Annotated in this window: 23 protein-coding genes; 7 read left to right on the top strand and 16 right to left on the bottom strand. The window is 48.9% G+C overall.

The features are described from left to right. Positions 1-41: 41 nt before the first annotated feature. Positions 42-467, top strand: coding sequence for a DUF4174 domain-containing protein (locus GCU44_RS02515; protein ID WP_161993882.1), 426 nt, complete (start codon positions 42-44; stop codon positions 465-467). Positions 468-484: 17 nt separating this feature from the next. On the opposite strand, the gene GCU44_RS02510 is transcribed toward GCU44_RS02515, so the two are convergent. Then, complete coding sequence (locus GCU44_RS02510) at positions 485-1117, bottom strand: 2OG-Fe(II) oxygenase (RefSeq protein WP_154853336.1); 633 nt, start codon at positions 1115-1117, stop codon at positions 485-487. 152 nt (positions 1118-1269) lie between these two features. Between GCU44_RS02510 and GCU44_RS02505 the strand changes: the two genes are divergently transcribed. Further along, positions 1270-2055: a hypothetical protein gene (locus tag GCU44_RS02505; protein ID WP_154853334.1), complete on the top strand. Its 786-nt coding sequence runs from the start codon at positions 1270-1272 to the stop codon at positions 2053-2055. On the opposite strand, the gene GCU44_RS02500 is transcribed toward GCU44_RS02505, so the two are convergent. Both GCU44_RS02500 and GCU44_RS02495 read right to left on the bottom strand, forming a co-directional pair. Next, a complete protein-coding gene (locus GCU44_RS02500; protein WP_154853331.1) occupies positions 2052-2822 on the bottom strand; it encodes an XRE family transcriptional regulator in 771 nt (256 codons plus the stop codon). The two genes, GCU44_RS02505 and GCU44_RS02500, sit on opposite strands and share 4 nt — an antisense overlap. Further along, on the bottom strand, positions 2819-3076 hold the full coding sequence (locus GCU44_RS02495) for a hypothetical protein (protein WP_154853328.1): 258 nt from the start codon (positions 3074-3076) through the stop codon (positions 2819-2821). The genes GCU44_RS02500 and GCU44_RS02495 overlap by 4 nt, the downstream gene beginning before the upstream one ends. A gap of 372 nt (positions 3077-3448) precedes the next feature. Here GCU44_RS02495 and GCU44_RS02490 point away from each other — a divergent pair, with 372 nt between their 5' ends. Together GCU44_RS02490 and GCU44_RS02485 are read left to right on the top strand one after the other, a co-directional pair. Continuing rightward, the gene (locus GCU44_RS02490; protein WP_092175661.1) at positions 3449-4615 is read left to right on the top strand and encodes a pyridoxal phosphate-dependent aminotransferase; all 1167 of its coding nucleotides are present in this window, start codon (positions 3449-3451) and stop codon (positions 4613-4615) included. A 63-nt stretch (positions 4616-4678) separates the two neighbouring features. Then, on the top strand, positions 4679-5797 hold the full coding sequence (locus tag GCU44_RS02485; RefSeq protein ID WP_154853325.1) for an AEC family transporter: 1119 nt from the start codon (positions 4679-4681) through the stop codon (positions 5795-5797). A gap of 356 nt (positions 5798-6153) precedes the next feature. On the opposite strand, the gene GCU44_RS02475 is transcribed toward GCU44_RS02485, so the two are convergent. The 5 genes from GCU44_RS02475 to GCU44_RS02455 all read right to left on the bottom strand — a co-directional run bounded on the left by GCU44_RS02475 (position 6154) and on the right by GCU44_RS02455 (position 15867). Continuing rightward, entirely contained in the window at positions 6154-7305 is a 1152-nt protein-coding gene (locus GCU44_RS02475) for a pyridoxal phosphate-dependent aminotransferase (RefSeq protein ID WP_154853319.1), read from the bottom strand. A 164-nt stretch (positions 7306-7469) separates the two neighbouring features. Further along, the gene (locus GCU44_RS02470) at positions 7470-7904 is read right to left on the bottom strand and encodes a hypothetical protein (RefSeq protein WP_092175653.1); all 435 of its coding nucleotides are present in this window, start codon (positions 7902-7904) and stop codon (positions 7470-7472) included. Between the two features lie 61 nt (positions 7905-7965). Next, the gene (locus GCU44_RS02465) at positions 7966-9426 is read right to left on the bottom strand and encodes a SusD/RagB family nutrient-binding outer membrane lipoprotein (protein WP_154853316.1); all 1461 of its coding nucleotides are present in this window, start codon (positions 9424-9426) and stop codon (positions 7966-7968) included. 30 nt (positions 9427-9456) lie between these two features. Beyond that, positions 9457-12621 carry a SusC/RagA family TonB-linked outer membrane protein gene (locus GCU44_RS02460; RefSeq protein ID WP_174238222.1) on the bottom strand — a complete coding sequence of 1055 codons (3165 nt, stop codon included), beginning with the start codon at positions 12619-12621 and terminating at the stop codon, positions 9457-9459. Positions 12622-13608: 987 nt separating this feature from the next. Next, positions 13609-15867 carry a Tex family protein gene (locus tag GCU44_RS02455; protein ID WP_154853312.1) on the bottom strand — a complete coding sequence of 753 codons (2259 nt, stop codon included), beginning with the start codon at positions 15865-15867 and terminating at the stop codon, positions 13609-13611. Between the two features lie 147 nt (positions 15868-16014). Here GCU44_RS02455 and GCU44_RS02450 point away from each other — a divergent pair, with 147 nt between their 5' ends. Further along, complete coding sequence (locus GCU44_RS02450; protein WP_092175643.1) at positions 16015-16380, top strand: Hpt domain-containing protein; 366 nt, start codon at positions 16015-16017, stop codon at positions 16378-16380. 3 nt (positions 16381-16383) lie between these two features. Here GCU44_RS02450 and GCU44_RS02445 read toward each other — a convergent pair whose 3' ends face one another. From GCU44_RS02445 to lpdA, 7 genes are all read right to left on the bottom strand, one after another. Further along, positions 16384-17388, bottom strand: coding sequence for an N-acetylmuramoyl-L-alanine amidase family protein (locus GCU44_RS02445; RefSeq protein WP_154853309.1), 1005 nt, complete (start codon positions 17386-17388; stop codon positions 16384-16386). A gap of 508 nt (positions 17389-17896) precedes the next feature. Then, on the bottom strand, positions 17897-19159 hold the full coding sequence (locus tag GCU44_RS02440; protein WP_154853306.1) for a replication-associated recombination protein A: 1263 nt from the start codon (positions 19157-19159) through the stop codon (positions 17897-17899). A gap of 86 nt (positions 19160-19245) precedes the next feature. Continuing rightward, on the bottom strand, positions 19246-20286 hold the full coding sequence (locus tag GCU44_RS02435; protein ID WP_154853303.1) for a threonine aldolase family protein: 1041 nt from the start codon (positions 20284-20286) through the stop codon (positions 19246-19248). Continuing rightward, on the bottom strand, positions 20283-20741 hold the full coding sequence (locus GCU44_RS02430) for a DUF2721 domain-containing protein (protein ID WP_154853300.1): 459 nt from the start codon (positions 20739-20741) through the stop codon (positions 20283-20285). The genes GCU44_RS02435 and GCU44_RS02430 overlap by 4 nt, the downstream gene beginning before the upstream one ends. 88 nt (positions 20742-20829) lie before the next feature. Further along, entirely contained in the window at positions 20830-21606 is a 777-nt protein-coding gene (locus GCU44_RS02425; protein ID WP_241684812.1) for an anti-sigma factor, read from the bottom strand. 32 nt (positions 21607-21638) lie between these two features. Beyond that, positions 21639-22172: an RNA polymerase sigma factor gene (locus GCU44_RS02420; protein ID WP_092175626.1), complete on the bottom strand. Its 534-nt coding sequence runs from the start codon at positions 22170-22172 to the stop codon at positions 21639-21641. Between the two features lie 60 nt (positions 22173-22232). Then, on the bottom strand, positions 22233-23630 hold the full coding sequence (gene lpdA / locus GCU44_RS02415) for a dihydrolipoyl dehydrogenase (protein WP_092175623.1): 1398 nt from the start codon (positions 23628-23630) through the stop codon (positions 22233-22235). A 219-nt stretch (positions 23631-23849) separates the two neighbouring features. Here lpdA and fabG point away from each other — a divergent pair, with 219 nt between their 5' ends. After that, positions 23850-24596, top strand: coding sequence for a 3-oxoacyl-[acyl-carrier-protein] reductase (gene fabG, locus GCU44_RS02410; protein WP_154853294.1), 747 nt, complete (start codon positions 23850-23852; stop codon positions 24594-24596). A 103-nt stretch (positions 24597-24699) separates the two neighbouring features. Here the strand turns inward: fabG and GCU44_RS02405 are convergent, their stop codons facing one another. After that, the gene (locus GCU44_RS02405) at positions 24700-25095 is read right to left on the bottom strand and encodes a hypothetical protein (protein ID WP_154853291.1); all 396 of its coding nucleotides are present in this window, start codon (positions 25093-25095) and stop codon (positions 24700-24702) included. Positions 25096-25144: 49 nt separating this feature from the next. Here GCU44_RS02405 and GCU44_RS02400 point away from each other — a divergent pair, with 49 nt between their 5' ends. Next, on the top strand, positions 25145-25681 hold the full coding sequence (locus tag GCU44_RS02400; RefSeq protein ID WP_154853288.1) for a CopD family protein: 537 nt from the start codon (positions 25145-25147) through the stop codon (positions 25679-25681). Positions 25682-25706: the final 25 nt, after the last annotated feature.

Raw genomic sequence — 25706 nt, 5'->3', positions numbered from 1 at the left:
GTTTCTTTTGTAACAGTTTTCAAACCAATGTATTCCCGTTCATGAAAATGCTATTCCTCCCCTTGCTGCTTGCGTCCCTTGCTGGTTTTTTTTCAGAAATAACACTGGACGAGTTGCGGTGGAAAAACCGGATCCTGTTGGTTTTTCCGGCTGTTGATTCGCGCCCGATTGGGCAGGTGAATAAGGAATTGATGGCGGATATTGAAGAACGGGACATGGTTTATTTCATTTTCGGCGACTCCCTGATCAGCAACAGTTCCTATACCTTTGATGCCAACTATGTAGAACAGCTCCGCGAAAGGTATGTGCGGGGAACCCAAAAAAGCTGCTACGTATTGCTCGGAAAAGACGGTGGGAGCAAATTGCGGCGGGAACAGGAGGAGATCAATTGGGAAGAACTCTTTGGCACCATTGACGCCATGCCCATGCGCCGAAGAGAAATGCGAGAGGATGGAAAGGGTAGCTAAGTGAAATTCCTTTCCGATTACCTGTCTCTAAACCAACCGGTTATACTGATGCGTTCTTTATTGGTAGGCAACACTTCATGGGGGATTTCCCCACTCAGAAACACCACCAACCGTGCCCCCAGCGGCAACACATCCAGGTGTTCCTCCGAGCCATTTTCCGCAGGAAAATACATCCGCAAGGCTCCTTCGTCTCTTTCCTCCCAGGTTTCGTTCAGGTAAAGAATCACCGTAACTTTCCGGTAGTGCACCGATTGAAATTGATCCAGGTGTCTTAGGTAAAAGGACCCGGGAGGATACATGGCAAAATGGGCTTCAAAGGAGCGCAAGCCCAGGTAACAGCGTTGATTGATTGCCGTCTGTAGGGCTGCCATCAGTCCCCAATACCGTTGTTGCAGGGGCGTGAGCTGCTGCTCGTCCATCCAGAGCACTTTGTCGCTACGAATTTCTGGTTTGATGGCAAAGGAATCGCCACTACCCACGCCTGCATGGCGAAACTGCCCGTGGTGTAGCAAATCCCGTTGTTCTTCCAGCAGTTCTTTGCGAAACGCCTCGGTCAGGTACCGATCGGTCAGCGACCAACCTTTCTCGTACAAGTCTGCGGCAATACGCTCGTTTTTTTGTTGCCAGTCATCGATTGCTTCTGCCTTCATGGAGGCAAATTTCAACAAAAAATTCGGATAAATTTGAAATTAACTGATACCGAACGGCTGCTTCCCTCCATTTTCATCCAGCGAATTGCGACTTTCCTTCGTGCATCTAAGGAATTAGCCTTATTTTTGTTACCTGTTTCAAAAAAAATACGATGCATTTAAAATCCGACGACATCACCCGATTGGAAATTGACTACGTCACTGGCGAAATCCCGCCACCTTTCAGCCATGTGTTCAAGCTTAAGCTGTCGTTTAGCAAAAATTTTGTCAACACACAGTTTGATATTCAGTACACAGATCGGGAGGAATTGAGTCCGGAGGAAATTACGGACGAGGGGTTTACACTCGCCGACGACTACCGGTATACCGGCGAATTGCCCAAGCTTTGGGAAAACGTGTTTAAAAAACTGTACGCTTCCTCAAAATGGTCAAATCAGAAAAGTCTGGGGGAAAAAGGAGGTATCAAACTATTGGCCAAGGACATTCATGGCAAGATTACCCGAGATATACCCTTGAATCAAAACGAATGGTACCTGTGCTGCCAGGACTTCATTCAGGCCATTTATGAAATCAGCAAAAAGGAAGCGCCCCTTCGAATTCGCTTCAAGGAAATCAATTCGGCGCAAGAAGTGCTGGTAGAATTATTGTTCAAGTTTTCGATCCGAAAAGTGGAGTTCCTTGTGAACGATCAGCCCCGCGTTCTGGACTGGGAGGAAGGACGGGAACTCGCTTCCTTGATTTTCATTCCAGACTACGATTATTCCTGTGCATCCGAGGAAGATCCAACAAAAGCAGGCAGCTACCTGGATTGTGGCGACGGCTACTGGCACAATTTCGAGCAGGGAATAATCAACCTGGACCCGGAATTTGATGCCAAAGCCAGGGTATTGCAGGCATTTCGGGAACTGGCCAGCCAGCAGGAGGGATCGAAGGATTAGTTTCCCGATATCTTTTGGATGTCCGCTTTCAACTCCCGTATCATCGTGCCCAGGTCATCCAGTGTCAGCGGTTCGGGAGTAGGATCCGGAAAGTGAGTACTCACAAAGGCCCTGGCTTCCCAAATTTCAAGAACTTCCTGAATCGGGATGTCGTAGGGCTTGTACCGATCGTTATCCGATACGGCAAAGAGTTTGCCGTGTTCGGCAATGTAGTTGAATACACGTTTGTACACGATCCCCTCGTTTTTTGTAACCAGCACATAGGTTTTGCCATTTTTAATCTGCGTACCGTGCTCCAGGTAGGCCCCAATAATGAGGGTTCCGGGCTGTAGCGGTAGCATGCTGTCGCCACTTAGCTCAAATGCCCGGTAGGTATTGTTTTTCGATAAGTTGGGGAGTCTGAAATTGGGGAGATTCTCCATGTATTCGGGATCGGCATAGCCGTTCAGGTAGCCAGCTGCAGCCTTTTCCCCGACCATACTGATCCATTCCTCCTCCTTGCCATCGAGGGTGACGGTCAATATTTTCAGCGCTTCCTGTTGCAGGTACTTTCTCCCGTTACGTTCAATGTCCCAAAAGAGGAGTTCGTCAGCTCCTACCTTGAACAATGTCGCCATTATTTCGAGAGATGCCAATTTTGGATCGGATCTCCCGTCCTCGTAGGCGGAGATCATGCTTCGTTGCACGCCGATTTTTTCGGCCAGTTGCCCTTGTGTCAGTCTGGCTTTTTTGCGCAAAAAACGAATATTTGACGAGAGGGGATTCATGCCGAGTACAGAAAAAACTGGTGATCGTCTTTCCACTGATTCTTAAATGTAAACCGAAGCAGGTCCAATCGGGATTCTGCCCGACGCGCCAGTCGTTTTTTAATTTCGTCCAGAATTTCCTCTTCGGAACAATCGGAGCGGGTCAACAGGTACCCATAGCTGGTTTTCCGACCCTGGTGAATGTAAAATTTGACTTGCAGATTACCTGAGGACAAAGGCTTGGCGGTAAAGTGAATATCGGGGATATTTTTCATAAAAGGTTAATTTAATCAACCTTATAAAAATAGGAATGTTATTTTTATAAACCAACAGGTGCCGTGTTTTTTTTGCGTAATCGTCCTGGTTTTAGTAGTGTTCAGCGACCGACAACCTGCCCGGCTGGCAGCATAGAAAGGGTGAAAAAACGTTTCGCACCCTCAAAAAGACCGGTATTGCTACCGGGTGTTTCTCAAACTACACGTTAATTTATCAACATGGGCAATTTTTTGCCTACCATTTTATTTTTTCATACACATAATAATAAACTTGGCTGTTTTTTACACCTAATTTTACGCCTTATGTTTTTTTTCATTCAAATTTGGTTTAAATTTATACCAAAATATTAACCACTTTACAAAAAAGAACGTATGAAAAATTTCAACAGAAGGGACTGGCTTAAAACCAGCGTATTGGGTTTAGGATCCCTGCCTTTGATCACCGGATCTCTCCAGGCGAAGCCAGCTGCTGTAGCCGGAAAAAACTGGAGCAGCGAAAGCATGCTGTGGGAAATGAATCCCATTTACAAAGACGTCAAGATGAAAGCGCGGCTATTGGCCAACGAAAATCCCTTCGGTCCCTCACCAAGTGTACAGAAAGCGATTGCTGAGTCCATCAGCGTAGGAAACCGATACGGACATGCGGATGCGGCTTACCTCATTGACATGCTTGCCGAAAAAGAAGGGGTGAAGCCAGCAAATATCATGTTAGGTCCTGGATCCACGGATATGTTGGAGAAAACTGCCATTGTACTTTGCCAGCATGGAGGAAATGTCGTTTCGGCAGACCCTTCGTATATGTCATTGGTAAATACCGCAAAAGCGATGGGTGGTGACTGGAAGGCCGTTCCGTTGAAAGCCGACTATTCCCACGACCTGAAAGGCATGGAGCAGGCAATTGACGCCGATACCAAGCTATTGTATGTTTGTAATCCAAACAACCCCATGGGGGCAATCACCGATCCTTCGGAATTGAAGGCATTCTGTAAAAGCGCTTCCAAGAAAAAACCAATCTTCGTAGACGAAGCTTATCTGGAATTTATGGATAAGCCGGAGGACCATACCATGGTAGGCTTGGTATCCGAAGGCTACGATGTGATGGTAGCCCGTACCTTCTCCAAAATTCATGGAATGGCCGGCTTACGGGTAGGCTACCTGGTAGCGACCGAAGAGCGTATCAAATCCATCACCAGCATGGTGCGGGGCACCATGGGCCTTTGCGTCACTTCCCTGAAAGGCGCCATCGCCAGTATCAAGGACGAAAAATTCCTTGCTTCCTGCAGAAAGTGGAATGCCGAATCCAAAGCGTACACCTTAGAGCAGGTGAAATCCATGGGATTTGACCCGATCACCTCTTACACCAGCTTCATGATTTTCCCCATTCAGCAAGAAGGCAAAGCCTTTGCAGGGAAAATGATGGAAGAGGGCGTCGGTATCCGGGTCTATTCCATCGCCGATCAACCTTGGTGTAGGGTAAGTATGGGTACCATGGACGAAATGAAACTGTTTACCAACGCATTGAAAACGGTAACTACCTGATCCAGCAATTAGCAATAAGCCCCGAATAACCACCTACTTCACAATCACTAACAAATCGATCATATGAACATAGCTGTCCAAAAGACGCTTTCTCTGCTACTGCTATTGGTTATTGGGTTTTTATTGAGAAAAAAGCTAAAAGATCCGGCCCAGCAAAAAGGGCTAAAGACGCTCATCCTTACCGTGGCGCTTCCGGCAATCATATTTGTTGCGCTACTCAAGGCGGAAGTCGAATGGGACTTATTGGCTTTGCCTCTACTAGCCCTTTCCTTTAATTTTATCCTGTATTTTATTTTAAAGTACACCCTGCCTTTATTCGGTATTGAGAAGGACACCTCTCAGTATCGAACCTATCTGCTGTTGTTTCCCTCGCTTGCTCCGGGACTTTCTTGTTTTCCGTTTCTCATTGAGTACCTGGGAGACGATGCACTGGCGTGGGGGGCATTGGCGGATATCGGAAACAAGGTATTTGTGCTGGTAATCGCCTACATGATTGCGATGAGTTGGTACTTTAAATTGAATAAGGATATCAAAAGTGGCAACGGGGATAAAATTAAGTCCCTTTTACTAAGTTTGGTCAACGAACCGATTAATCTGGTCATTATTTTGGCCCTGATATTGATTAGCCTCGGCATTCACCTGGAAAATTTACCGGTGTTTGTTTCCACTGCAATCAGTACCCTGAGCAACCTAATGACTCCACTGGTGTTGATTTTCATTGGCATAGCCGTGGTATTCAACTGGAAACAAATCCGAAAAATTGCAGGTTTGCTGATGGTACGCTCCGGCTTAACGTTTTTGTTGAGCGGAATGGTGCTGATCTTTGCGCCGCAACTTTCGTATCCGGCCATTTTGGTATTGGTCGTGTTTCCACAAAGTGCCATCAGCTTTTGGCCGTTCGCTCACATGGCGTCCATCACCGCCCTGGAACAGGAAAATGAAAAGAAAACAACCAAAACCTTCGATATGGAACTGGCTGTGAATATTCTGGCCTGCTCCCTTCCATTCACCACGGTAATCATGTTGACTGTGTTCTCTTTCGGAGAATTATTTACCTCTCCTACCACCTTGCTTGCTGTTGGGTTCGCCTTGGTGGGTTTGGGTATCATCAAACCGATCCTGAAGTGGTTCAACCTCATTGAATACAAGCCAGCATTGGAAAAAGAAACACATTCATCGTAAGGATATAAACCACTAACAGTTAATTTTAAAATGTTGTGATCAGATTAACCTCTGTCAACTTCAGAAAGCAGCTTTTCGCGTGAAAAGCTGCTTTTTTTTCCAATACGTCAGCGATCCCGATGAACAGGCCTTCGCCATGAAACCCTTCCGTGCCGAACAAGCAATTGCAATGCCTCGGGAGCGGGTATCCAAACCTACTTTTGAAAAAAGCACATCGATGGATCCGGTGACGCGATCCGGACTGGTGAAAATGGCGCGAGGGTCACTCGTTACTTCCTGGCAAAAAAAAACCAAGCCAGTCCCGGTGAGAGCTGGCTTGGTTTGAAATCAAGGAACAAAAAATTACTGAAATCCTATTAGGATTGATTGATTTTGGTAGAAATCACTTGCTTAAAGGCATCGGCAAACATTTCGAGGTCTTCCATTTTCCCCATACTTACCCGACAATAATCCTGTCCAGCTACGTTCATACTTTTGATTCCCACACCTTTGGCAAGCATTTTCTTTTTGAAATCCTCACTTTCCATGGCAATCGGAAACAAAATAAAATTGGTATGGGAAGGGAAATAATCGTGTCCGGTTTTTTCCAATACATCGTACACAAATTTCTTTCCTTCGTTATTCATTTTTACCGAGTACTTGATAAACTCATAATCCACCAAACTGGCGGTGGCTGCACTCATGGACGGCCCGCTGAGTGTATTTCTAGGTCCCTCCTTCGCTAATTTTTTGATGACTTCCGGCTGAGCAATGCAATATCCTACCCGTAAGCCGGCAAAGGCGTGTACCTTGGAAAAGGTCCTGGCGACGATCACGTTTGCTCCTTTTTTGATACAAGCCGTCGTAGTAGATCCCTTGGGGTTTTCCATGTAATCCCAATACGCCTCGTCTACAAATACGGGCACCTTCGCAGAAACGGTGTCACAAAAGCTGATGATTTCATCCCCCGTCATGATCTTACCGGTTGGATTGTTTGGGTTGACCAGGTAAACCAGGGAAATGTCGGGTTTTACCTTGTATTCCATGGTGGACAGGTCGTGGTCAAACTGCTTGTCCAGGGGGATTTTAACCCATTCCGAACCCATCATCTCAGCGGACCGAACCAGGGAAGTATAGGTAGGATCGGCGGACAAGACTTTACCATTGGCCCCACCGTATACTCGGGCGGCGGCATGGAGCAATTCACTGGAACCTGCTCCGAGCAAAATGTGGTCTTCGGTCACCCCTTCTTCCTTGGCAATCAGGCTCATGAGCGTTTGCCGGTACTCCCTGGGGTACAAAAAGGAATCGTCGATGGCTGCTTTCAAGGCTTTCTTTGCCGAAGCAGATGGACCAAAGGGATTCTCATTGGATGTCAGCCGGGCATACCGGTCTTTTTTTGGAAGGATGGATTCGATGTGGCTCCCTTCCTCGAATTTGGTACTTGCGCCTGCATACCCCATGGTCATCAGGCCGGCGGTCATTGTGAGACTGGATTTTAGCCAGTTTCTTCGGTTTACGTTTGTCATTTTTTTACGTTGTTTGGTTGTAAGTGGTTCGTCAAAAACAGTAAAAGGGATGTTTTGTATAGGCCATTCGCTTTCCCAGGTCAGAAGTGACCCATGCAAGAGCAGAAAAACAGTGCCAAACAAAACATCCCTTACCCAAGGGACCCTGTCCCCAATCAATAATCTTATCTTACGCGTACGTTGTGAAACCTACGGAAGGCGATATCGTTGTACGTTCCCGTGAATTCCAGACGAATTTGTGTTCCAGAGGTCGGTTGGGCAATCCCAAGCGAAGACCAGGGATTTTGGAAGAGAATTTTTCCCTGCGTATCCGTGGTAAGGGTACCAACTTCGTCGGTTTGGTTAATGAAGACCTTTACTTCCAGACCGGATACCGGAATGGAATCAATGCCTACATTTCGATCCAAAATACCGGTTTTGTCCAATTCATAGAAAGACCCGGATACCGCCACACCTGTGGTGGCGTCAAATTCCGTCCCTTCCAAAACGACCAATACCGGGGCAGCTACATTTTTCGTTACCAGGTCTTCTGCTTCTACACAGGAAAACGCGACGAACAGCAGGCCCAGAACAGCTATTTTATTTAGTATATTTTTCATGGTGTCAGTTTCAATTGTATGTGAGAATAATCTACGAGTACGTGCGTATTTCGAAGGCTGCTTATTCGGCCCACCACAATTTGCTACGCATATTGTCAGCACCGCCTAATAGTTGGATGCCTTGCTCCAGATTGGACATGTTTAGCGAATACTCAGAAGGTGGATATTCGATTCGCGTGGGCAGCACGCCTTCGTTTACAAATATCGCGCGAGGATCCGGGGTAGGCATTTGTGGAAACCCGGTTCGTCTGTACTCGGTCCAAGCCTCAATTCCCTGACCAAACAAAGCGATCCATTTTTGCGTCATCAGCGTTTCCTTATCGATAGTACCCAAGCGACCGATATAATCGGCAGGCATGGCCAATCCATGTTGCTCAAAGGATCCACTTACCGCTTTTTCGAAATAATCCATGTAGTCTCCGGAAATATCCCCATCCAATGCCGCTTCAGCCAGGATAAACATTAACTCGGAATAGGTCATTAAGATACTTGGCGCGTCCGGCTCGAGAAACTTCTGTCCAATAGTAGATGCAGAGATGCTGGATGCAGCCACATCGGTAAGTCCATTGGGCAGGCCCACAAATGTGCCATCACTAAGGGGCAGCGCATACACCGAAATACGGTCGTCATCCAACTCAAGTAGCTTGTCAACCAAGGTCTTGCTAATATTCCAATCCGAGCGGGTGGAAAACACGTCGAACATCTTGTTTCTGCTGCCAATCACGTTGGCATGATCCAATTCGGCATAGTCGTCGTTTCCGGTAAAGATCGGGTAAGTAGCGGGTGACGACAGGATTTCCTGCATGATTGCCCGGGATTCGGCTGGCTTTTTGGCTGCCTGCCGGTTGGCGATCTTGATGCGCAAGGAATTGGCAAATTTCTTCCAGCGCAAAACGTCTCCGTTAAACATGATATCTCCGTCTACTCTTGGTCCATTTACGGATAGTTTTTCATTGGCTAACTTGAGCTCTTCCAGGACTCCCGCATAGACATCTTCTACGGAATCGTATGTGGGTGAGTTGATGGGCTCTTCGGCAGCACCTTTTAGCGCTTCTGAATAGGGGATGGGACCGAAGGCATCGGCAAGGTAAGAAAACGTGAAGGCTCTCATGACCAGGGCAATCCCTTCGTAATTCACGTTTTCATATTGCCCACCGGGACCGGCCAACTCAATCACTTGCTCCAGGTTTACCAGGGAGCTGTTGTACAGGTTTTCCCAGGTACCAATAGACACCGTGATCGGAATCTCGTAGGTATCTCCTTCGGAATTGATGTAGATGTTTCGGGCCAGGTGCTGAATCCAACACATGGCTGCGTCGATGTTTAACCGCTGAAATCGGGTACTGTGTCCCCAGTACCGGTCAACGGATACCTGAATTGCGTTTGGTAACAATAGGGAGGGCGAAATGGTCACCGGATTGTTTGGATCGGTATTTATTTCGGCAAATTCCTCGGTACAGGAGCCTGCCAAAAGGAAGAGCGCCAGTAATAAGGTATGGGATACTAATTTAAATCTTTTCATTGTCTATTTCTTTAGCAAGTTGGAAGTTACTTAAAAGGCAACATTTAGGTTAAATCCAATATTTCGCGTGGAAGGCATTTCTCCATACCCAAAACCCTGGGCATTTCCACCTTGACGGTCAAATTCCGGATCCAAATGGGGATGGTTTTTAAAAAGAATGGCCATGTTTCGCCCGACCAGGGAAACCCGGACGCTCTGCAAAAATGTATTGGCAAGCAAGGTCTGCGGAAGGCTGTAACCCAGCGACAATTCCCGCAGCTTAATGAAGGATCCGTCAAAAATACCTGCCTCGTGCGCGTTTCGGGGATTTTGTGCATTCCAGAACGGCTGTGCACCAACAATCACATCGTTGGTGACGTATGCCGGACTTTCGGAAGTACCTACATTCATTACACCCTGGCCAATCACCCCTTCTTCTCTACCAATGGCCGTTTCCACGTACTGCCCGGTTTTTCTAGCCAAACCCGTACCCACATCAAACAGGTCGCCGCCCATGCGTACGTCGATCAGTGATCCGAAGGTAAAACCCCGGTAGCTGAACGTATTGGAGAGTCCGCCTATCCAATCCGGCTGAATGTTACCCAGTTGGAAAGTTCCAGCTTCCAGTTGAGGCAGTCCATTGCTATGTACAATCTCGCCTTCGGGAGATCTCAGGTACCTTCTTCCGTAGAGCGTACCGTAGGGCTCCCCTACGCGCGCTTCCGAAGTTAAACTATTCTGACTTCCTAGCGTGTAATTCTCAAGACCCTCGGCAAGCTCCACAACCAGGTTACGGTTTCTTGCAAAGTTCAACGCCACGTCCCAGTTCAATCCTCCGGAATTTTGAAGGACGGCACCGGTAAGCATCAATTCCACTCCCTGATTGGTAATCTTTCCAGCATTCAAGATCTGGCTTTCGTATCCGGAGGCGCGTGAGATGGCCACCGCAAGGATTTGGTTGGTCGTTGCCTGGTGGTAGTAGGTAAAGTCAAGCCCAATTCGTCCTTGCAAAAAGCGCAAGTCCAAGCCAATTTCCTGACCGGTGGTGATCTCCGGCTTCAGGTTTCGGTTGGCGATTTCAGAAGCTGCTGCATAGGTAGGCGTGGTTCCGGCCCATAGCCCCTGTGAGGCAAATACCTGATTGAGCAGGTAAGGATCGGCATCGTTTCCTACCTGAGCCAAACTTGCCCGTACCTTTGCAAAGGAAAGGAAGTTGCTCTGCACATTAAACATGTCTGTCAGTACGGCACTCAGGGCCACGGAGGGGTAAAAGAAGGAATTGGCGTTGGTCGGCAAGGTACTGGACCAATCGTTTCTTCCGGTTACGTCCAGGAAGATGGAGTTGGCATAGCCGAACTGCGCCGATCCGAAGACACTGTTTACCACTTGCTTTCTGATTTCACTGGAAGGAACCACCGGGCTGGCGTAGTTGCCCAGGTTGTACAATCCGTCGATGGTCAATTCCCGCACGTTTACAGCAGACATGCGGTAGTTATTGGTACGGTTAATGGCTCCCGCCTGGATATTCAGCGAAAGGCTGTTGTCCAGAGTTTTGTTATAGGTCAGGATCACATCGCTATTGGTCTCCTGGCTGGTCATTTGGGTATCGGTGTATGCACCCAAAATCCGCACAAAGTTTTTGGTTCGTTCCACGCTGGTTACGTTGGTCCGGCTATCCGTCCAGAAGTCGGTACCTGAACGAACCATGATGCTGAGATCGTCGGAAAACTTGTAATTGGCGGCAATATTCCCTACCAAACGATCCTTTTCATTAGCGTTGGTATACCGATCCTGAAGGAAGTACGGGTTGGTAAAATACTCGTGCTGCCAGTTGGCATAGGGGTAGTCGTCACCCGGTCGGAAAGTTGCCCGCTGTATGTCGTAATACTGGTCCCAATTTCTCAATTTGTCGTATTCCGTATGCCGGTGCGCCCAAATAAAGTCAGAGCTGGCGGTGTACCGACGGTTATCCGAACCGGACTTTACGTACTCGGCACTTACCGTAAAACTCAATTTGTCTGTGAAATTGTATCCAGCATTCAATTTGAAGTTATTCCGGTAGTAATTGTTGTTGTACATAATGGCGGTTTGATCCAGTCGGCCCATAGACAAGCGGAAGTTTCCGTCTTCGTTGGCTCCGGAAACAGCAATATTATTGGTCATGCTTCGTCCCGTTTCCCAAAACTCCTGGAAGTTATTGGGTTGAGGCAATAATGGCACGCGGTCCGGTGCACTGTACCACAAGGGAACAAGGGATCCATCCATGGGCTGTCCCCAGCTTTCGTCCACACCGGCCGTTCCGCGAATGCCGTCAGCATCGAATCCGTTTCTACCGTCTACGTACCAGGTTCGGTAGCCGATACCACCTCCGTAGATATTCTGCAATCCAGGCTCTACCAATGGCCGGTCAAATGTCATGTTGGTATTCAATTCAACACCGATTCCTTTCGTTCCGGAGCCGTCTTTGGTCGTTACCATGATTACACCATTGGCTGCCCGCGAACCGTAAAGGGCGGCAGCAGTAGCACCTTTCAATACATTGATTTCCTTGATGTTGTCCGGGTTGATTTCAGACAAGCCACCACCGTACCTTCGGTCAGAGGATTGTTCCAACGGCACACCGTCTAAAACAACCAACGGCTGGTTATTTCCAGCAACGGAAGAAGATCCTCGGATAACGATGTGGGAACCACTACCGGGCATGGAGTTGCTATTGATTTGTACACCAGCCACGCGGCCGGAAAGGTTGTTAGCAATGTTTGCCTGGCGGGCATCCGCGATTTGGCTACCCTCGACCGCCTGTGTAGTGTAGCCTAACGCCTTCTTTTCGCGTTCCATTCCAAAGGCAGTTACCACCACTTCCGAAAGCGCCGTTTCATCCGGTACCAAGGAAATAGAAAGCTGGCTTTGGTTGCCTACTTTCACTTCTTTTTTGTCGTAACCAATAAATGAAACCTCCAGGATGTCTTCTCCACTGGACAGGGAAAGCGAAAACTCTCCGTTAATATCCGTTGCCGCACCCTTTGTGGTACCTTTTACCAGTACACTTGCCCCTGGAATAGGCTGCTTGTTTTCATCGTTTACCGTTCCAGATACTGAACGCTCTTGCGCAAAGAGCGGATTCACTAGCATCGATCCGAGAAGGATCGTCAATCCAAGGAGGAGCCTGGTAGTCGTGTTACTCCTTTCCTTTGCCTGAGTAAATTTTTTAATCATGTTGTTAATGGTTAATAAGTGAAGATTTAAATCGGTTTTCGTCCGATTTTCCCAAGTGGTTGATTTTTGGGTGATTCTAAAAAGGCTATTTTGGGGATTTTGAATAAAAAGATGGAAATCAGGGTCTTTTTTTAACCACATCTTTGAATTCGGGTTCAATATAAAACAGGAATTCGAATAAGAAAAATTTACCGAATTAATTTTTAAAAATCCCGACGAAACGAAAGATTTAAATTTTCTTTTTTTTGTATAATTTTTTAATTTAAAAAATACATTAAATAAAAAATATTAATTTATAATAATATCTTATATCCTTAAAAATTATTTTATCTTATAATTTTGAATACGAATCAAAATCTAACTTTTAAAATATGAATGCGTATTTATGACCTTATTTTCCCCTTAGTAACTTTATTATCGAAAAAATTGGATTTAAATTTACCTTTAGTCTTTCATTTTTTTGTTTAGATTTCTTTTTCTGGTTTATTTTTTATCTAACTGGTATCCAAAAAAACAGAATTTATATTTTATTCGTTTTTTTGGCACTATTGCATCATTTTATTTTTGTTACTCGAACAAAAGCTGCAAACAAAACGACCCGACGGACACCAAGCATCCAATCCGATCTACATGATGCCGATTAAACTACTTTTGATTTATGCTAAACCTGACAGTTAGGGATGTAAACAGGAGCAGAAAGCGTACGAAGTGAGGCTTCTTTGCCCTGCGTTACGGATCGAAAACCCCCTTGCTTGGTAAAGGAACAGACGGAGGCGGAATGAATGCCTGTCCGATCGCCGATTTTTTCGTTTTTTCTGGCGGATCAGCCTCCTGGAGGAAGAGCAAAAACCTCACTACAGGGAAAAAAATCGGACCGATCGCAGGTTTACCGCATAAAAAAACCCATGATCCGGTTGGGATGCATGGGTATAGGAAATCAGGAATGGGGATCGCTACTGGAATTGGGAGCAGTATTCCATTGGAAAGCTATTTTCCGAATTTTTCACGCAGCAAGGCTAGTTTGTCTGCCATACTTTCCTTTGGCTCCTGCTTTTTACTACGCTGCCGGGAAGGCTTTTCCCGTTTTCCCTGCGGAGGAGTTTTGGCAAAGGGGTCGGCTTTCATGCTTAGACCAATGCGTTTGCGGGCGGTGTCCACTTCCATAACCGTCACTTTCACTTTTTGATTGACCGACACCACTTCGTTTGGGTCTTTTACGAACCGATCGGCCAACTGGCTCAAATGCACCAATCCATCCTGATGCACCCCGATATCCACAAAGGCGCCAAATTGCGTAATATTCGTCACGATACCGGGGAGTTCCATTCCGACCTTCAGGTCTTTGATTTCATTGATCCCATCCTGAAACTGAAACGCCTCAAACCGATCCCGCGGATCTCTTCCCGGTTTACCCAATTCCTCAAGGATATCCTGCAAGGTTGGTAGGCCTACGTCCGCTCCCACGTATTTCTTAAGTGGTATTTTTTGCACAAGCTGCTCGTCCTTCAGCAAGGCGTCTACCGACACGCCCATATCTGCGGCCATTTGCTGAATCAACGCGTAGCGTTCCGGATGAACGGCACTGCTATCCAGTGGATTTACTCCATTTCGGATGCGCAAAAATCCAGCGGCCTGCTCAAACGCTTTCTCCCCGAGCCGGGGTACTTTTTTTATTTCTTCCCTGCTTTTAAAGGGCCCGTGTTCGTTGCGGTAAGTGACAATGTGTTGTGCCAAAGAGGGCCCCAATCCGGACACATAGGTCAACAGTTGTTTGGAAGCGGTATTTACCTCCACGCCCACACCATTCACGCAGCTCATGACTGTATCGTCCAGGGAATTTTTCAGGGCAGTTTGATCCACGTCGTGCTGGTATTGGCCCACACCGATGGATTTGGCATCGATTTTCACCAATTCTGCCAGCGGGTCCATAAGCCGGCGCCCAATCGATACGGCACCGCGAACGGTGAGGTCCTGATCGGGAAATTCCTCCCGGGCCACGTCGGAAGCAGAATAAATCGACGCGCCGCTTTCGTTCACCATGACCACCAATACGTGTTTGGGTAATCCCAGGCTGTTGATAAATGCCTCCGTCTCCCTGCTTGCCGTTCCGTTGCCAATGGCGATCGCTTCAATTTCGTGCCGTTCCACCAGGTATTTTACCAGCGCACCTGATTCCATGGTTTTCTTTTGGGGCTCGTTTGGATAGATCGTTTCGTTTTGCAGAAACTGCCCTTGCCGACCCAGACACACGACCTTGCAGCCCGTGCGAAACCCGGGATCGATGGCCAATACGGCCTTTTCTCCCAGGGGCGAGGCGAGCAGCAACTGCCGTAGGTTTTCGGTAAATACCTTGATCGCCGCCTCGTCCGCCTTCTTTTTTGCGTATACCCGGACCTCGGTTTCCATGGATGGCTTCAGCAGACGTTTGTACCCGTCTTTCACCGCCATGCTTACCTGCTCGGTGCAGGCATTTTGTCCACGAAGCACCTTTTTCTCGATCAGCCGAAGTGCGTCCTTCTCTTCCGGCCCGGTATCCAGCATCAAAAACAATTCCTTTTCGCCCCGTCTCATGGCCAATACCCGGTGGGAGGGGGCCGTCTTAATCGGTTCTTCCCATTCGAAATAATCTTTGTATTTGATGGCTTCCTGCTCTTTTCCGGGGATCACTCTGGAAACGAATTTCCCTTCTTCAATAAATAAGTCCCGCAAGTGCTTGCGCACCTCTGCATCTTCATTGATCCATTCGGCAATGATATCCCTGGCTCCCTGCAGGGCCTCTTCCACCGTTTCCACACCTTTTTCGGAATCCAGGTAAGATTTAGCCGCTTCGTCCGGAGATCCGCTTTCCTGGGCAAAGATCCAGGTAGCCAGTGGCTCCAGCCCTTTTTCCCGGGCGATGGTTCCCTTCGTCCTTCGCTTGGGCTTGTACGGCAGGTAAATATCCTCCAATAGCGACATGGTCTCTGCCGCCTGAATCTTTTGCTTCAGCTCTTCCGTCAGTTTGCCCTGCTCTTCGATGGATTTAAGGATGGCTTCCTTTCGCTTTTCCAAATCCTTCAGTTGCTGCAGCCGATCCCGAATCGCCGCCACCTGCACTTCATCCAAACTGCCGGTTACTTCTTTCCGGTACCGGGATATAAAGGGTACCGTTGCTCCTTCTTCCAATAAGGCAGCCGTACTGGCCACTTGCTTGTCGCGAATGCCTAACTCACTGGCAATCTTTAAATAATGGTTCAAATCTGACATGAACAAATGTTAACTGATGCGTATTTTCTTTAACCGCCGCAATTTAATCCAAATTTCTATTCCTGCCCGCAAAAAACAGGATTTTCACCCATTCGGTAAAACGCATGATATTTGGTATATTTGGAAAAAAAACCGACCCATCCAACAATGAAAAACAGTCAGGATAAACTATACAATCTCATTAATTTGGAGGAAATCAGCGGAGGAAGTGATGACTTTATCCGGGAAATGATAAAGCTTTTTGTGACGCAGGCCAAAAGTACCATAGACGGCTTGAACAATGCGTTTGATCAGAAAGACCTAAACGAAATCAAAAACCTGGCACACCAGATCAAACCCAGTATAGACAACTTACGGATCGACGTGCTTAGCCCCGTGATTCGGGAGGTAGAGCGGCTGGCAGAAGACGGAGGCGCTTGGGAAAAACTCTCTCCTATGATCATGGAAACCAATACCGTTTTGGAGGCGGTGTTGTCCCAACTGGACGAAGAGTTAAAAAATCGAACGGCCTAGCAATTACCGGGGATAAAATGCCTCCAGCCGCAGTGCTTCCATGGCCGCCTCTTCCAATTTGCCTTGCGCTTTCAGAATCGCCACCCGAAGTTCGTGGCAGTCCCGTGCCAGGTAGGAATCCGGAAAAGCCTTTACACTCAGGTTCAGCAACGATAATGCCTGCAGCCTGGCCGTGGCATCTCCTTTTTCGTACAGGCGTTTGGCCTGCTCGTAATTTTCCTTCCATTGCAAGGCTTCCGGGCGCATGCGCTCTGCCTCCTGAAACACCTCAAAAGGCGGTAGCCGAAGCGGTAGGGATTTCTCCAGTATCGGCGGCAGGTCTTCGGAGAAAAATGCCCGAATCGCCTCCAGGTAGGCAACTGCTTCCTTGCGGTTGTAGGCTTGTTTTTTCAGCCGTTTCTCCTCCTTCGGGTGGGTAAAAAACGTCGCTTCTCCAATGACGGCAGGCATGCCGTAGGTGCCTCGCAACACGCTGGCACCCGACTTGGAGAAGATGGTGTGGTCCGATACCAGGCTGTAGGGACCCTTCCCGCCAAACAAATGCTTGCGCAAAGCAAGGGCGATTTTTTCTCCCAAAAGCACACTGGCCTGATTTTCCATGGCTGCCCCATGAAAGTAAATGATGGGGAAATTTACCGAGGGATCAGCTGTAGCGTTGTGATGGATGGAAACGAAGAGGTCACCCTTGCTTTCCAGCGCTAAGCGACTTCGGTCTTCCAGTGGCACGAAGGTGTCGCTAACCCGGGTAAGGACCACTTTGGCCCCGGCCTCTTCCAGTAGGTCTCTGAGTAAAAGGGCAACGCGTAGGTTCACCCATTCTTCCCGTTCTCCGGAAGGTCCTACCCGGTAGGAATCGGTAGCCGCTGTTCCGCCATGTCCCGGGTCCAGAATGATGACCTTTCCATCGAGCGGATCGGCTAGTGATAAGGGGCCGCTGGCAAAGGTACGGTCGGCAGAAAGCAGACAAACCAATAAAATTACCAGCCAAAAAACGGAATTGCTTTGCATAGGAAGGGATTTGCTTGAGTCGGGGATCGGGCCCGGTGGGGAAAAGTCCCCCTGCCGGAAACCACCCGATCTAATAACGATGCGCTAAAATCACAAATTTTGGGGTAGAAACCAACGTTGACCACGACTATCTTTCCGGCCTTTTTGCCAGAAACAGTTACCGGTTTAAGAAAGAGCGCTTCCACCCCGATAAAGCATAGCGAACGGTACCTGGCTCTGGTGTAAAACGAAACCTACCATTCGGTCAAAACTTGCCGGGCACCTGTCCAGGGAATCGAGTATACAAGGTGAATTTATGATCCGGGCAATGAACTGTCCTTCGCGTAATTTTTATCGTAAAATCGCAAAGGACGAAAAACCGGATTTGCTCGAAATCTGCCTCTTCTCCAGGTTTTCAAAAACGGACGAGGGATTGCTTTCGATCTGAGCGCCTACCCTACCTCCCATTCACTTCGATCCCCGGGTTCCTAGCCGCGAATTCCGCCATTTTTTCGGCAGAGGCAGCCTTCTAGTAACCGTATTTGTCCCCCCACAACTTTTGTAAATGCTTTCGGAGTTCGTTTTCACGTGGGTTGCGGCCGGGATCGTAGAGCTTCGTTCGGACCAGTTTGTCCGGAAGGAATTCCTGGGACACAAAATTATTTTCAAAATCATGGGCGTATCGGTACGATTTTCCGTAATCCAAATCCTTCATGAGTTTCGTGGGGGCATTGCGTAGGTGCAGGGGAACCGGCAAATCCCCTTCCTGCCGCACCAGCGCCTGGGCCTGATTGATGGCTGTATAGCTGGCGTTGCTTTTCGGCGAGGACGCCAGATAGGTTACGCATTGGGACAAAATGATGCGCGACTCCGGATAGCCAATGACGTTGACGGCCTGAAAGCAATTCGTGGCGAGCAGCAAGGCATTGGGATTGGCATTGCCGATGTCTTCCGAGGCCAGGATCAGCAGTCGGCGGGCGATAAATTTCACGTCCTCTCCTCCTTCGATCATCCGGGCCAGCCAATACACGGCCGCATTGGGGTCGGAACCCCGGATGGATTTGATAAATGCCGATATGATGTCGTAATGCTGCTCACCGGATTTATCGTAGAGCGCCACCTTTTGCTGGGCTACCTCCATGACCCGATCGTTTTCAATCACCACCGGATCTCCCGGCAAGCTGTCGATAACGATTTCGAGTAAATTCAGTAGTTTGCGCCCGTCTCCACCGGAAATTCGCAGCAGGGCATCGGTTTCTTTTAACTGAACATTCAGTTTCTTAAGGTCCAAATCCTTTTCCAGGGCCTGCTGCAACATGGCTTCAAGTTCGGGTTTACCCAGGGGATTGAGGGTAAAAACCTGGCAGCGCGACAGCAGGGCGGCATTCACTTCAAAGGAAGGATTCTCAGTAGTAGCGCCTATCAGCCGAATGGTTCCCTTCTCCACAGCCCCCAATAAGGCATCCTGTTGGGACTTATTGAACCGATGGATCTCGTCAATAAACAGCACCACACCCTGCTGGAAGCGGGCCTTTTGAATTACCTCGCGAATGTCTTTCACGCCGGAGCTAATGGCGCTTAGTGTGTAAAAAGGCGCCTTGACCTCGTTGGCGATGATATTGGCGATGGTGGTCTTGCCCACGCCGGGAGGCCCCCATAGGATCAGCGAAGGAACCGAGCCCGATCGAATGGCCTGGTACAAAAATGTTCCCGGCCGGGTCAAGTGTTCCTGCCCAATCAGGTCTTCGATTTTCGCGGGCCGCATTCGTTCAGCCAATGGTATTTGATCCATGTCTCTTGCATTTAGGTGGATGTACGTCAACTGGCAACGGGGACTATTCGCCTATTCCTTCGGAACCTTCCCCAAGGAACGCGGGATCAAAACCGTACCTTCCACTGCGCGAGCCGCTGCTCCATTGCTTCCAGGTGACGGTCTTCGATATCCAGGTGAGTGACCATCCGAACCTGGTCTTTTCTGAATTTTACGGCGCGAATCTGCTTGTCCGCCAATTGCTCCAAAAAGGATTCGGGACTTATTCTATCCAAACGGGCAATCACGATATTGGTCGCTACCGGGAGAATCTCGCTCACTCCAGGGACCCGGGCTAGCAAGTGGGCGATCAAGCGGGCGCGATCGTGGTCCTCCTCCAGTCGGGCTACGTGATGATCCAGGGCGTAAATTCCGGCAGCTGCCAACATGCCGGCCTGACGCATTCCTCCCCCAAGTGCCTTGCGTACTTTTCTGGCTTTTCGTATGGTTGCCTGACTGCCTAGCAGCACCGAGCCCACCGGACAGCCCAGGCCTTTGCTCAGGCATATGGAAAGGGTATCGCACATTTTACCCCAGTCATGGGGCCGCTCGCCGGAATAAACCAGGGCATTGAACAGCCTGGCTCCATCCAGGTGCAGTTTCAAACCGGTTTCTTTGCACAATTGACGAATGGGACGGACTTCTTCCAGCGTATACACGCTTCCGCCTCCTTTGTTCATGGTGTTTTCCAGAGAAACCAGCGTCGTTTCCGGCGCATGATCGTCGTCCGGATTGATGGACTCCCTTATGGCTTCTACCTGCAGTTTCCCCGCCGCGCCGTCCAATAGCTTTACGGAAGCCTGGCTGTTGGACATGATGCCCCCTCCCTCGTAGAGATAGACGTGGGAATATTTGTGGCAAATCACCTCGGTTTGCGGACCGGTATGAAGCCGGATAGCGATCTGATTGCTCATGGTCCCGGAGGGGCAGAAGAGCCCTGCTTCCATTCCGAAAATACCGGCCAGCTTGGTCTCCAGTTGCCGGACGGTGGGGTCTTCACCAAACACGTCGTCCCCCAGGCTGGCCTGCATCATGGCTTCTTTCATTTCCCGGCTGGGCTGGGTAAGGGTATCGCTGCGCAGATCGATCGCGCCAACGGTTTCGCTCATTTGTTCGCTTCTTTATTGGTAAGCAACTGATTCAAACTGCTGTTACTTTGCCGGTTGAGCACGTCTTCCATGTCCAGCAGCTCCAGATTCAGCGCATTGGTTGAGATTTGTAGTTCCGCCAAGGATATGGCCAGGGAAATCAACAGGCAAAGCATGCTCCCCATAAACACCCAATTTGCAGCAGTGATAAATTCCTGGTAGAGCAAAAACATGCAGATCACGCACAGCAGGAAACTCAGAACGCCGAATATCTGCATGTTTTTGATCATGTTCAGCCGTTTTCGTAGGTTTTTGATTTGGCCGATGATTGCTTTTTCCTGACTACTGCTTTCCAGGTATTTTTTATGGAGCCCCCGAATCAGATTGGCCATGGCCAAAAACCGGTTGGTATACGCCAGCATCAACAAGGTAATGGCGGAAAAAAGCAAACCGGGGGTAGAAAGTTGTAATTCCATGTAGGGGAAAATTATACCTGCAAGTTAAAATAAAATAGCAGCCGCATCAATACCCGGCGGGATCCGGGCGGCACTTTTTGCATGGGCCTCAGGAAACCTTTCCCAGCACGACCAATTTTTCGAGGGTAGGACTGGCACTCCCTCCCTTAGGTTCAATGGTGATGGCAAAGGCCTGCGCTTCCGAAGCCGCTTGCATGGTTTGGAGGTTTAATTTTTCTCCGGGATTCACCAGGCCGATGCCTTTCGGACCATCGGCCCCAATGGCCCACAACTGGTAATCGCTGTTTTCATCCAAATCTGCCAATCGGTTTACCGAAAGGAAAACCTCCTGACTCTCCCGGTCCCAGAAGACATCCACCCGGGCTTCTTCCTGCATGGGAAGGCCGGTTGCCTCCATGGGGACGCGTTCAAAATTGCCGGATAACAGCTGTTTGGTCCGGGCATCCAGTTGATCGAAACGCACCTGATTGTTTTGGAGGTTCTCGGCCAACCGGGCATTTTGTGCCAGCGCTTGCGTTACCCGTGCTTCCACCTCGTAGTAACGGTATCCAAAATAGCCGGCAAGTCCAATGGCAAGTAGGGCGGTGACCGAGGCAGCCACGGCGAAATTTTTCCAAGAGGTAGTGGCAAGCGTCCGCTCCTTTTGGTTTTTCGTAGCGGACGCCGCATGTCGGTCGGCCTCCAGGCTGGCAAAAATTTTATCCTTCACGCGCACGGAAGGCTCCCTCCCGGATCGTTGGTCGAAGTCAAACTGCATGGCCTCAATGGCCTCGATCTCCCGTTGGATTTCTGGGTACGCTTTGGCCAGGGAAAGCACTTCCCGCCGCTCCGTTTCGTTAAGGTCTCCCAAAACAAAAAGCTCCAACTTGCCAGACGATATGTAAGCCTGTATGTCCACTAAATTTTACCTGCTTTCTTTTTCAATACCTGTAGGGCAGCCCTGACCCGTGATTTTACCGTCCCGAGCGGCAGGGAGTACATCTCTGCCACTTCCGAATGGGTATACCCTTTAAAATAGATGCATTCCATCACCAGCCGCTGCTCTTCGTTCAAATCGTCCATTAGTTCCCGAACCCCGATCCCGTCTACTGTGGCGGCTGTATCGGATTCTCCCTCCAACGCATATACGTAGGCATCGATGGTATTGGTCTTACTATTGGTGGAAAATTCTTTGGATCGGGTTTTATCGATCGCGGCATTCCGGCAGATTGCCGCCATCCAGGTGTACAACCGCCCGTTTGCCTCATCGTAGGAATCGATCTTTTTCGCAATTTTCAGAAAAGCATCGTGAAAAACCTCCTCCGCTATTTCCTGATCGAAAATTATCCTGCGCACAATACCATACAGTGCCCTGGAATACTTTTCGTACAAATATTCCTGGACCTGCCGGTCTTTGGCCCGAAGCCCTCGTATCAAATCCTGCTCTTCCAAAAAACCTATCTCAGTAGCTAGTACCTACAATCCATTCCAAACTGCCTTCCGGCGATGCCCCTACAGGTGAATGACTTCGCCGTAGGCCGCAGCGGCAGCCTCCATGATGGCTTCCGACATGGTTGGGTGCGGATGAACTGTTTTTATCAGTTCGTGACCGGTAGTTTCCAGTTTACGGATGGCGACGATTTCGGCAATCATCTCCGTTACGTTGGATCCGATCATGTGAGCGCCAAGCAACTCCCCGTATTTGGCGTCAAACACCAACTTCACAAAGCCGTCTTTGGCACCAGCAGCCGAAGCCTTTCCAGAGGCGGAAAACGGAAATTTACCGACTTTCAATTCGTAACCGGCTTCCTTAGCCTTCGCTTCGGTGTACCCAACCGATGCGATTTCGGGGATGCAGTAGGTACAGCCGGGGATGTTGTTATAGTCCAGCGGATCGGGATGCTGACCCGCAATTTTTTCTACACAGATAATCCCTTCGGCGGAAGCCACATGGGCTAGTGCCGGTCCTGCCACCACATCACCGATCGCATAGTAGCCCGGCATATTGGTTTTGTAGTATTCGTCTACTTTGATTTTACCTTTGTCCACCAGAATGCCCACATCTTCCAGGCCGCAATTTTCCACATTGGATACCACGCCCACTGCAGACAGCACCAGGTCGCACTCGATCACTTCTTCGCCCCCTTTGGTTTTGACCGTTACTTTGCAGCCGGACCCTTTGGTGTCTACCTGGGTAACCTCCGCGCTGGTCATGATTTCAATGCCTTTTTTCTTGTATAGTTTCTCCAAGGTCTTGGATACTTCCTCGTCTTCGTTGGGGACGATCCGGTCTAGAAACTCCACAATGGTCACTTCCACACCGATGGAGCGGTACACGTAGGCAAATTCCACCCCGATGGCGCCAGAGCCTACCACCACCATCTTTTTAGGCATTTTATCCAGGGTCATGGCTTTTCGGTAGCCGACTATTTTCTTATTGTCAATCTTCAACGCCGGCAATTCCTTGGATCTGCCGCCCGTGGCAATGATGATGTGGTCAGCGCTGTACTCGGTTTTCTTTCCATCCTTATCTTCGACCTCCACTTTTTTTCCAGGTTTCACTTTTCCCCAACCCAGCAACTGTTCGATTTTATTTTTCTTCATCAGAAACTGCACGCCCTTGCTCATACCGGCAGCCACGTCGCGGCTTCGTTTGATCATGTCCTCAAAATTGACGCTGGCCTTGTCCACGGAAATGCCGTAATCGGCCGCATGGTTGATGTATTCAAATACCTGAGCACTTTTAATCAGGGCTTTGGTAGGGATGCATCCCCAATTCAGACAGATACCCCCCAGCTCTTCTGCTTCCACCACGGCAACTTTCAGCCCGAGCTGCGAGGCCCGGATCGCTGCTACATAACCTCCTGGGCCTGTGCCCAGCACGATGACATCAAATTTTGTTGAAGACATATGATTCGATTTTGATTTCTTTTTTTGCTATGCAAATTTAAAAGAATAATGTTCAGAAAAAAATTTGGTTTTGATAATCAAAGCTGGTAGAAACCCAATGAAAGCATAGATCCAACGTAAATCTCCAAAGAAGACAAAAGCATTAATTCCAATCCCCTTCCCGATATTTTGGAATAAATACCTATTTTTGGCAAAGAAAAAACACTAAAAATTTTGACTATGGGATTACTAACAGGAAAAAAAGCCCTGGTAACCGGGGCTTCCAAAGGGATCGGAAGGGCCATTGCCATCCGCTTCGCCGAGGAAGGCGCGGACGTGGCCTTTACTTTTTTGTCTAGTGTAGAAAAAGGCGAACAACTGAAAAAGGAACTGGCAGCCTTTGGCATCAAAGCAAAAGGCTTCCGCTCCGACGCCTCTAATTATCAGGCAGCCGAGCAACTCATTGCCGATGTGGTCGCTGAATTTGGCGGCCTGGACATTTTGGTAAACAACGCGGGGATCACACGGGACAACCTGTTGATGCGCATGAGCGAAGAAAACTGGGACGAGGTGATCGGTACCAACCTCAAATCGTGCTTCAACACCGTAAAAGCGGTTACCCGGACCATGATGAAAGCAAAGGCCGGCTCCATCATCAACATCACCTCCGTGGTAGGGATCAAAGGCAACGCCGGTCAGGCCAATTATGCGGCTTCGAAAGCCGGAATCATCGGATTTACCAAATCCGTCGCCCTGGAACTCGGATCCCGGAATATCCGATGCAACGCCATCGCTCCCGGATTCATTGAAACCGAGATGACCGCAGTCCTCGACGAAAAAACGGTGCAAGGCTGGCGAGACGGAATCCCCATGAAACGGGGCGGAAAACCCGAGGAGGTGGCCGATGCCTGCGTTTTTCTCGGATCGGACCTGAGCAGTTACATCTCCGGACAAACCCTTCAGGTAAACGGTGCCATGCTCACCTGATCCCACCTATCCGGCAAAATACCGGAAAGCCCCCAGGCATCGTCTGGGAGGCTTATTCCTCCGATAAGGCTGATTTGCCTTCCTCGCTTTCGGAGATCTTGGATCAATCAACTTGCTGCCACCTCACCTGTCCCATGGCAGTTTTTTCATAGGTAGCGATGCAATACCGCTCCCATTTCGCATCAAAATATGGCGGCTCCGGGGACAATTCGATTTCCCCCAGGTCGCGGTCAAAAAAGAATACCCGGGTATTCCCGTATTTGGTATGGGGCATAAAATCGCCGTAAGCCCGCATTTCCTCCCATTGCTTTCCATCGGTGGCCACGGCAAAAATCCGAATGACCGGTCCGGTGTTGTTTTCGTTTCTGTACCGGGCCAATTCGCGGTAATCTCCTTTCAGGTCCTGAACCCCTTGCTGGCTAAGACTCGCATACACCATCACCAGCAGCAGTACGGCCACGATGCCTCCAATCAGGTACCTCCAATATTTTGTTTTCATTGTATCAAAAAACCAATGTGAACCCTTAATTTAGCACAAAATTGCAACAATGGCATTCGAATACATCAAAGCGCTTCACATAATATTTGTAGTCACCTGGTTTGCAGGCCTTTTTTATGTGGTCCGCTTGTTTATCTATCAGACCGAAGCACTGGAACGCCCCGAAGCGGAGCGCGCTATCCTCAAACCACAACTCGATCTGATGACCCGAAGGCTCTGGACCATCATCACCTGGCCGTCGGCTATCCTGACGCTAATTTTGGGCATTGCCATCTTGTTTTACCGCCCGGCTTACCTGCAAATGCCCTTTATGCACGCAAAACTTGGCTTTGTATTCCTTCTTTATGCCTATCAACTTGGTTGTCAGCGCATCTATCGCTCGCTCCAGCAAGGGAAGCCCGTTTGGAACAGCATGCGCCTGCGCCTATGGAACGAAGTGGCTACCTTGTTGCTGTTCGCCATCGTCTTTCTGATCGTGCTCAAAAACCTGGTCAATATGTTCTGGGGAATGCTGGGTTTGGTAGGCCTGGCGGTACTGCTGATGCTCGCGACAAAGTGGTACAAAAAGCGCCGCGAGCGGAACTAATTCCCCTGCTGAGGTGTCCTATAAT

Origin of the sequence: Cyclobacterium xiamenense (assembly GCF_009467825.1) — a bacterium.
GTDB lineage: Bacteria > Bacteroidota > Bacteroidia > Cytophagales > Cyclobacteriaceae > Cyclobacterium > Cyclobacterium xiamenense.
This window is presented reverse-complemented; position numbering and strand designations above follow the sequence as displayed.